This window comes from Streptomyces sp. MnatMP-M17 (genome assembly GCF_900091995.1).
In the GTDB taxonomy this organism is placed as follows: domain Bacteria; phylum Actinomycetota; class Actinomycetes; order Streptomycetales; family Streptomycetaceae; genus Streptomyces.
Genome location: NZ_FMDK01000428.1, coordinates 1 through 8,405, shown reverse-complemented (window position 1 = coordinate 8,405; position 8,405 = coordinate 1). Strand labels below are relative to the sequence as shown.

The window sequence follows — 8,405 nt, the reverse complement described above, 5'->3', positions numbered from 1 at the left end:
GTGGGCCGGTTTGCCCCCCGCCACATCGACACACTTGCCGCCGAGGCCCGTGATCGAGCCGACCGCCGCGACGGCGGCGGTGGCCGGGACCGGCGTGCTGATGAGCGACGTGGCGAGGCCCAGTGCGAGCGCGGCCAGCAGGACGAGCGTTCTCAGCGGCTTTCTGCTTCCGCGGAGGTCTGCGCCGGCCATCAGCGGTTCACCGTCCACTTCTGATTGGGCGTGCCGCCGCAGGTCCAGATCTGGAGCCGGGTGCCATTCGCGGAGCTGTTGCCGGTGGCGTCCATGCACTTGTTGGCGCCGATGTTCACGACATCGCGGGCGGCGGGCAGGGCCCAGAGCTGATTGGGCGTACCGGCGCAGTCCCAGAGCTGGAGCTGCGCACCGTCCGCCGTGCTGTTGCCCGTCACATCCAGGCACTTGCCGAGCGCGCGGAGCGAACCGTCGGCGCCCACGCTCCACTGCTGCGCGGCGGAACCGTTGCAGTCGTAGAGCTGTACGGGCGTGCCGTTGGCCGGATTGGCTCCCGCCACGTCCACGCACTTGCCGCCGAGGCCCGTGATCGTACCGCCGCCTCCACCCGAGCCGCCGTCGTTGGTGGTGACACGCACATAGTCGACGACGAGCTGGGACGGGAACGGAGTGCTGCTGTTGGGGTCGCCGGGCCAGTAGCCGCCGACCGCCAGGTTCAGGATGATGAAGAACGGCTTGTTGAACACCCAGGCGCGGCCACCGAGATCGGCGGGGGTGCGGCGCTGGTAGACATTGCCGTCGACGCTCCAGGTGATGGAGTCGGGCGCCCAGTCGATCGCGAAGGTGTGGAAGGCGTCGGCGAACGCCTGGCCGCCCGGCAGGGTGTAGCCGGCGCCGATACCGCCGGAGCCGGAGTAGCCGGGGCCGTGCAGGGTGCCGTGGACGGTGCCCGGCTCGAAGCCGACGTTCTCCATGATGTCGATCTCACCCTGGTCGGGCCAGCCGCCGCCGGTGCTGCCCAGCATCCAGAAGGCGGGCCACATGCCCTGGCCGCGCGGGACCTTCATCCTGGACTCGACACGGCCGTACTGCGCGGTGAACTTGCCGGCGGTGTTCAGCCGGGCCGAGGTGTACTCGCACCGGCCGTACCAGCACTGGTAGTTGCCCGGGTTGTCCTTGCGCGCGGTGATGACCAGGTTGCCCTGGCCGTCGAGGGCGGCGTTGTTGTTGCCGGCGGTGTAGTACTGCCGCTCGTGGTTGTTGACGTTGTCGCCGGTCTCGATCTGCCACCTGCCGCCGTCGACGGCCGATCCCGCGGGGCCGTTGAAGTCTTCGGAGAAGGTCACCGCGGCGATCGAGGCGTCGGAGCTCGCGTCGGGTGCGGGAGCCGCGCCGGCGGGCGACGCGGTCAGCAGACCGGTACAGCAGAGCAGGGCGAGCGCGGAGAGCGCCATCCGGCGTCCCAGGGGGATTCGCACAGTCATCACATCGCTTCAGTGGGGGGTCATGCGCATGACATTGCAGCCGAGGGGGAGGTCGCGCGTGAGCGCCTCGGGCGCTTATTTCAGTACTTGATTTAAGGCAGGCTACGAGGGGCCGTCAAGAAGCTGGTATGGACCAAAGTTGACCAGATTCATGGCCGCCGCACATACATATGAACCCAGACCCTCCACAACCGGGCGCCCGGCGGTCGGCCCAACGGTTGACTTGACCTGCACATGACCGACACTGTGTGTTCACACGAGGCCGCAGGGCTCTGTGGAAGGCTCCCGCTCAACCATGACATCACGACCACTGCGGCGCCCGCCCCCACCCTGTGGCCGTGCGCCGTGACGGTCCCCGCCGGAGAGGACAGCTTCCCCATGTCCCGTCGCCAACGTCCCATCGGGCGCTTGCTGTTGGCCCTCGGTGCCGCCACCGCGGTGCTCGCCACCACCGCTGCCGCCGCACCGGCCGCCACGCCGTCCATGACCGTGATCTCCGCGCCGGCCGCGGGCTCGGCGGGCGCCGTGGCCGCGCTCGACGACACGTACTACCAGAGCGCGCTCGGCAAGACCGGTCCCGCGCTGAAGTCGGCCCTGCACACGATCATCAGGAACCAGACGAAGATCTCGTACGCGCAGGTCTGGGACGCGCTCAAGAACACCGACCAGGATCCCGCGAACAGTTCGAATGTGATCCTGCTGTACAGCGGCCGGTCCCAGTCGAAGTCGAGCAACGGCGGCAACTCGGGCCAGTGGAACCGCGAGCACGTCTGGGCGCAGTCCCACGGCAACTTCGGCACCGCCACCGGACCCGGCACCGATCTCCACCATCTGCGCCCGGAGGACGTCGGCGTCAACTCCGTCCGTGGCAACAAGGACTTCGACCGGGGCGGCAGCGCGGTCTCCGGCGCGCCGGGCAACTACACGGACTCCGACTCCTACGAGCCGCGCAACGCGGTCAAGGGCGATGTCGCCCGGATGATCCTCTATATGGCCGTACGGTACGAGGGCGACGACTCCTGGCCCGACCTCGAACCCAACGAGCGTGTCAACAACGGCTCCACGCCCGCGATGGGGAAGCTGTCCGTGCTGAAGGCATGGAGCCTCCAGGACCCGCCGGACACCTTCGAGAAGCGCCGCAACGAGGTCATATACAGCCAGTACCAGAACAACCGGAACCCGTTCATCGACCACCCCGAATGGGTCGAGGCCATCTGGTGAGCGCGGCGCGGCATGCCCGTACCTGATCACCGCCGGTGCCAGACTGTGCCGCGTTAACTCCAAGCGCCCCCACCGGGGAATGCTGGCCCGAGCCCCCGTGGACGCGCTTGTCCCGGGGGCTTCGGCTTGCCCGGGGCCGACCGCTCCTGGACATGTGTCTATACTTCCTGGACACATGTCCATCTTAGTCACGAGTACGGGGGCCCGCGCCATGCGGACGGTCGCGCACATCCTGGTCGGTCTGGTGGCCGCCTTCCATGTCTATGTCATGGTCCTGGAGATGTTCCTGTGGGAGCGCAAGCAGGGACGGGCGCTCTCCGGATTCGACGCCGAGCTGGCCCGTAGGACCGCGCCGCTCGCCGCCAACCAGGGCCTCTACAACGGTTTTCTGGCCGCCGGGCTGTTCTGGGGCCTGATCGCCGACGACCCGACCGGATACCGGGTCCAGATATTCTTCCTGATCTGTGTGGCCGTCGCGGGGGTGTACGGCGGGATCACCGCGAACCGGCGCATCCTGTCCGTCCAGGCGCTGCCCGGCGCGATCACTCTGGCCGCGGTCCTGGCGGCGGGATGACCGGAACACCGCCAGGCGCACCGCCACCGTCGGCTCCCGGAAAGGGTGCGGGCGACCCACGTACGGCCAGGACCCGGGCCCGACTGCGGCAGGCACTGCTCGACGAGTGTGCGGAACGGCCGCTCGAAGAGGTCGGTGTCGCCGCCCTGGTGCGCCGGGCCGGAATGGGCCGGGCCACGTTCTATCTGCACTACCAGGATCTCCAGGCGCTGGCCGTGGACGCCTGCGCGGAGGTGGTACGGGACGCCGTGGACGCCCTGCACGCCTGGCGAGGCGCGCCGGATCCGCGCGTTCCACCGCCGCCTCTCGTCCCGTTCTTCACCGCCCTCACCCCGCACGCCGCGCTCTACCGGACACTGCTGCGCCCGGGAGGCGGCGGCCCGCTGGGCGAGCTGCTCCACCGTGAGCTGCGCGAACGCAGCCGCGCCGAGCGGGCGCTGGCCGGCGCGCCCGCTCCGGAGCTGATCGCCTCCGCGGTGGCCGTCACCTTCACCGGAGTGCTGGCGGACTGGCTGCACGGTCTGATCGAGGACTCTCCGGAGTCCATCGCGACCCGGGTCTGGCGGCTGCTGGTGGCGCTCCACCGGCTTCCCGTCGGCTGAGAAGGACCATGCCGTGTCGAACCATGCCGTATCCACGGTCCCGGCAGCCCATGGCATATGCCAGAAGCATCGCCGCATCGAGTGTTGCCAAACGCCTTACGGGCCCGGGGCGCCTGTGCGAGAGTTCATAACAGTCCATCAGTTGGACCAGACAGTGCCGCGCCGTATCGGAGTACGAGATGCCGTCCCCTCTGTTCGCGGACCGTCCTGCCCCGCAGCCTCCCGAGCGGGGGACGGTGGAAGCGCTCATCAGCCAGACGCGTCAACTACGCGGAGAGGTGGACGCCGTGCGCCGTGACACCGAGCCGGACGACGATGACGCGCTGTGGCGCTGGCAACGGGCCCTCTGTGATCTGGCGGTCCATCAACTGGACGATCTGGGCGCGCACTTGGAGGAGCTTAAGGCTGGGCGGCCGGAGGGCTCCGGCTCGGCGGAACCGGCGCGGGAACAGCATCCCGTTCCTCGCCACCGTCAAGGGATCCAGAACGGCGCCGGCCCGGCGCCGGGCCGGGTCGGCAGCGCGGAGTGGGATCTGCTCACCGACGAAGTGAGCTGGTCGGACGAGCTGTTCGAGATCTTCGGCCGGACGTCGGAGAGCGGACCGCTGTCGCTGGACGAACTGCCCTCCCTGGTGTTCGCGGACGACCACACGTTGCTCACCGCGATGGTGACGGAGTGTCTGATCGACGGGAAGCCCATAGACGGCGAGTTCCGTATCGTCAGGCCCGACGGCCGGGTACGGACACTGCATATGACGGGCGAGCCGGTCGTCGACACCGACGGCTGCACCGCCTCCATGTGGGCGGTCCTGCGTGACATCAGCGAACTGCGCCGCAGCGAACGGGCGGTGCGCGACTCACGGGACTCGCTCCACCGTGAGCAGGACATCGCGCAGACCGAGCGCCGGCTCGTGGGCGAGTTGCAGGAGGCCGTTCTGCCGTCCTGGCGCGGCTCGTCACGGCTCGCCGCCCGTAACGGGGCCGCCGCGCCGGACGTCGCGGCGCTGGACGTGGCCGTACGCCATCTCCCGTCCGCGGCCGATCCGTTGACCGGCCGGAACTGGTACGACGCCCTTGAACTGCCCGACGGCGAAACCCTGTTGACCGTCGGCGAGCTGACCGGCCAGGGCATGGCCGCCGCCTCCTCCATGGCGATGGCGCTGGGCGCGCTGCGCGGCATGGCTGTGGCGGGCATCGAGCCCGGCGCCCTGCTGGGCCATCTCAATCAGCTCCTCGACACCTCCGAGCAGCCCGCGCTGGGCAGTGTGCTCTGCTCCCGCTACAACCCGAGGACCCGGACGTTCGCGTGGGCGCAGGCAGGACACCCCGCCCCGCTGCTGTTCCGCGACGGGACGGGGCGTGTACTGACTCCACCGGACGGCGTGCTGCTCGGCGCGACCTCGGGAGCCGCGTACGAGCAGGCCGACATCCGACTCCGGCCCGGAGATCTGCTGGTGCTGTACACCGACGGGCTGACGCGCGAGGGTGACACCACCGGCACGGACCGGGACCGGCTCCTGGCGCTGGCGCCCCGGCTCGCCGGGACCCGTACCGCGCAGGAGTGTGCCAGGGCGGTCGTCGAGGAGTTCGGCGAGGCCGAACGCACGGACGGCGCCTGTGTGATGGCCGCCAGGGTCGGCGGCCCGGGTGAGACGACCGAGCTGCCCGAGGACGAGGGCTGATGTCCGAGGACGAGGGCTGGGGCGCGCTGTACCGGAGCTGCTAGATGTCGGCGCTCCCGGCCTTTCTGACGGGATTCTTGGGCAGGGCCGACTGGATCTCCTGACGCAGATCCTCGATCTTCCCGTGGCCCGCGTACTGGCCGGTGAGCCGGTACATCTCCCGCAGCCGGTCCCAGGTGCGGTGCGACGAGGTCTCCCCCATCGACACCAGCGCGAGACGCGCGTACCGGTCCGCCTGCTCCGGATCGTCCGCGATGAAGCACGCGGACGCCAGCGAGATGTAGTCGAAGATCTTGGACCGCTGCCGGCCGCCGCCCCGTAGCTCCAGCGCCTTCTTGGCATGGCTCTGCGCCACGGTCGCCGCCGCCGGTTCATGGTCGGCGAGCGTACGGAAGGCCAGCGCCTCCATCCCGTGCAGATCGGCCTCGTCGAACATCTGCATCCAGCAGGGCGGCGGCACATCGCCCTTGTCCGAGACGAAGAGTTCCTCCGCCTCGCCCAAGGTCCTGCGCATGGCCTGGCCACGGCCCATGGACGCCTGTGCCCAGGCCTCGATGGTGCGCAGCATGGCGCGTGTACGGGGCAGAGTCTCGCCGCCGGAGCCGGACTTGGCGAGCTTCATCAGATCGAGTGCCTCGTCGGGCCGGCCGAGATGGACCATCTGCCGGGCGGCCCTGGACAGGGCCTCACCGGCACGCGGCCGGTCGCCGCCCTCGCGTGCCGCGTGGGTGGCGATGACGAAGTACTTCTGGGCCGTGGGTTCGAGGCCGATGTCATGGGACATCCACCCGGCGAGTACGGCGAGGTTGGCGGCGACGCCCCACAGGCGCCGCTGGAGATGGTCGGGGTGGCGGTAGGCGAGCATGCCGCCCACTTCGTTGAGCTGGCCCACCACCGCCTTGCGCTGGAGCCCGCCGCCGCGGGCGGCGTCCCAGGCGCGGAACACCTCGACGGAGTGCTCCAGCGCGTCGATCTCCTGCGACCCGATGGGGGCGGCCTCGTAACGGTCGAACCCGGCGGGGTCGGCGTGCAGGGGATCGTCGAGCCGGGGCGCGTCCGACGCGAGCGCGGGGTCGGAGTGCAGCCAGTCGTGCATGGCGCTGGTGAGTGCGGAGCCTGCGGTGAGCGCGGCACCCGCGCCAACCAAGCCTCGACGGTTGAGCATGAGGTCCATTCCCGTGAATTCGGTGAGGACCGCTGCCGTCCGGTCGGGCGCCCACGGCAGACCGTCGGGATTGTCGGTTTTCCCGGCGCTCCCGGCGTTCCGTCGTTTCCCCGCGCGCCCGTTCCGTACGAACCCGAGGTCCTCAATGGTCACGACACGACCGAGCCGCTCGGTGAACAGGGCTGCCAGCACTCTCGGCACGGGATCGCGCGGGGTCTCCCCCATGTCGATCCAGCGCCTCACCCGCGAGGTGTCGGTGGCCAGCTGAGGGTGGCCCATGGCCGCCGCCTGCCGGTTCACCATCCGCGCGAGTTCGCCCTTGGACCAGCCGGCCAGGCCGAACAGATCCGACAGACGGGTGTTGGATACTCCGCTCACGTCAAGCCCCCAGGTTCTCGGCTGACTTGACAGTAGCCCTCCGGCAGATGCATGGCGACTATTCGCCAGGCTTCGCCAGGGTGCGCCAGATGGTGTGCCACCCGCACTCGGGTGTCGGGTAGGAAAGCGCCACCCCGCCCCGGCGGCAGGACGTACTCCCCAGGGTGCCGAAGGGCCGCCGGGGCGGGACGGCGCACGCAACTCGTCGGCACACGAAGGGATCTGTATCGCCCATGTACACAGCATCGTCCTCCGTGTCCGCTCCGCCCCGGTCGCAGCGTACGGTCGTGCCCGGGAGCGGACCGTATCTCGACCCCACCCATGTCGGGCGGACTCGGATCAGGACGGGAGCCGTCACCCAACCGCTCAGCGGGAGACTCGACTTGTCCGGCCCTCAGGGCGCGCAGCTGCGGATGGCCATCGCGTCGGTGCACCGGATCTGTCCGGAGTTCAAACCGGTACAGGTACTGCGCCGCAGCGGCCGGTCCGTACTGCTCGTCGGAACCACCGGGCGCACCACCGCGGTCGCCAAGTGTTTACTGGACCACTCGCCGGTGTGGACCGAACGGTTCCGGCATGAAATAGCTGCCTACCGTTCCTTCGTACGGCACCGGCCACCGGTGCGGGTGCCCCGGCTCGTCGCCGCGGACCCGGACAACTGCGCGCTGGTGATCGAGCGGATGCCCGGCCGGGCCGCGGCGCTGGCCCGCCATCCGGTGGAGGCGCCGCCGAGGGCCGATGTACGGGCCGCGCTGGGCGCGATCGCCCGGCTCAACACCTGGCGGCCACCGGCCGGACTCTTCGACGCGCCTCTCGACTACGCGTCACGGATCGCCCGTTACCACGAACTGGGTCTGTTCACGGACCGCGATCTGGGCGACCTCCAGAAGCTGCTGCACGGTCTGGCGGCCGGCCGGCAGGGCATGGGCCAGTTCTGCCACGGCGACGCCCTGCTCTCCAACATCCTGCTGTCACCGGCGGGCCCAGTGCTGGTCGACTGGGAGCACGCGGGCTGGTATCTGCCCGGATACGATCTGGCGACGCTGTGGGCGGTGCTCGGGGACGCTCCGGCGGCACGGCGCCAGATCAGCCAGCTCGCCCAGGTCAGAGGTCCCGCCGAGCGGGACGCGTTCCTGGTCAATCTGATGCTCGTACTGACCCGGGAGATCCGGATGTACGAGACGGCGGTGCAGCGCGCGATGCACGAGGCGCCGGAGCCCGGCGCGGGCCCGTCGTCGTCCCACTCCTCCTCGCCCGCCGCCGGAGCCTCCGCGGCCGGGCAGTGCGGTCCGGCCACCGGCGAGGAGCAGCGGCTGCTGCTGCGCC

At 70.1% G+C, this 8,405-nt stretch carries 7 protein-coding genes and 1 pseudogene; 5 read left to right on the top strand and 3 right to left on the bottom strand.

Annotated features, from left to right (window positions below):
• Both GA0115259_RS19575 and GA0115259_RS19570 read right to left on the bottom strand, forming a co-directional pair.
• Nucleotides 1–192 (bottom strand): annotated as a pseudogene (locus GA0115259_RS19575) (chitinase); the annotation flags it as partial.
• Entirely contained in the window at nt 192–1,457 is a 1,266-nt protein-coding gene (locus GA0115259_RS19570; protein WP_237540214.1) for a family 16 glycosylhydrolase, read from the bottom strand. The pseudogene GA0115259_RS19575 and the gene GA0115259_RS19570, both read right to left, overlap by 1 nt.
• 378 nt (nt 1,458–1,835) lie before the next feature.
• Here GA0115259_RS19570 and GA0115259_RS19565 point away from each other — a divergent pair, with 378 nt between their 5' ends.
• The 4 genes from GA0115259_RS19565 (at nt 1,836) to GA0115259_RS19550 (ending at nt 5,536) form a co-directional block, all read left to right on the top strand.
• On the top strand, nt 1,836–2,678 hold the full coding sequence (locus tag GA0115259_RS19565; RefSeq protein ID WP_093598705.1) for an endonuclease I family protein: 843 nt from the start codon (nt 1,836–1,838) through the stop codon (nt 2,676–2,678).
• A gap of 211 nt (nt 2,679–2,889) precedes the next feature.
• Complete coding sequence (locus tag GA0115259_RS19560; RefSeq protein ID WP_093598702.1) at nt 2,890–3,252, top strand: DUF1304 domain-containing protein; 363 nt, start codon at nt 2,890–2,892, stop codon at nt 3,250–3,252.
• Nucleotides 3,249–3,854, top strand: a complete 606-nt coding sequence (locus GA0115259_RS19555; RefSeq protein WP_093598698.1) for a TetR/AcrR family transcriptional regulator — start codon at nt 3,249–3,251, stop codon at nt 3,852–3,854. The genes GA0115259_RS19560 and GA0115259_RS19555 overlap by 4 nt, the downstream gene beginning before the upstream one ends.
• 179 nt (nt 3,855–4,033) lie before the next feature.
• Nucleotides 4,034–5,536 (top strand): PP2C family protein-serine/threonine phosphatase, encoded by a 1,503-nt coding sequence (locus tag GA0115259_RS19550; protein ID WP_093598695.1) that lies wholly within the window; start codon nt 4,034–4,036, stop codon nt 5,534–5,536.
• Between the two features lie 40 nt (nt 5,537–5,576).
• Here the strand turns inward: GA0115259_RS19550 and GA0115259_RS19545 are convergent, their stop codons facing one another.
• Nucleotides 5,577–7,079, bottom strand: coding sequence for a DNA-binding protein NsdB (locus tag GA0115259_RS19545; RefSeq protein WP_093598692.1), 1,503 nt, complete (start codon nt 7,077–7,079; stop codon nt 5,577–5,579).
• A gap of 233 nt (nt 7,080–7,312) precedes the next feature.
• Between GA0115259_RS19545 and GA0115259_RS19540 the strand changes: the two genes are divergently transcribed.
• Nucleotides 7,313–8,405 (top strand): aminoglycoside phosphotransferase family protein (locus tag GA0115259_RS19540; protein ID WP_107469223.1); only part of this gene is annotated, 1,093 nt, incomplete at its 3' end.

Bases quoted from the DNA above. Each gene is read 5' to 3' on its own strand.
- GA0115259_RS19570 (WP_237540214.1), bottom strand. From the start codon at position 1,457: ATGACTGTGCGAATCCCCCTGGGACGCCGGATGGCGCTCTCCGCGCTC.
- GA0115259_RS19560 (WP_093598702.1), top strand. From the start codon at position 2,890: ATGCGGACGGTCGCGCACATCCTGGTCGGTCTGGTGGCCGCCTTCCAT.
- GA0115259_RS19550 (WP_093598695.1), top strand. From the start codon at position 4,034: ATGCCGTCCCCTCTGTTCGCGGACCGTCCTGCCCCGCAGCCTCCCGAG.
- GA0115259_RS19565 (WP_093598705.1), top strand. From the start codon at position 1,836: ATGTCCCGTCGCCAACGTCCCATCGGGCGCTTGCTGTTGGCCCTCGGT.
- GA0115259_RS19555 (WP_093598698.1), top strand. From the start codon at position 3,249: ATGACCGGAACACCGCCAGGCGCACCGCCACCGTCGGCTCCCGGAAAG.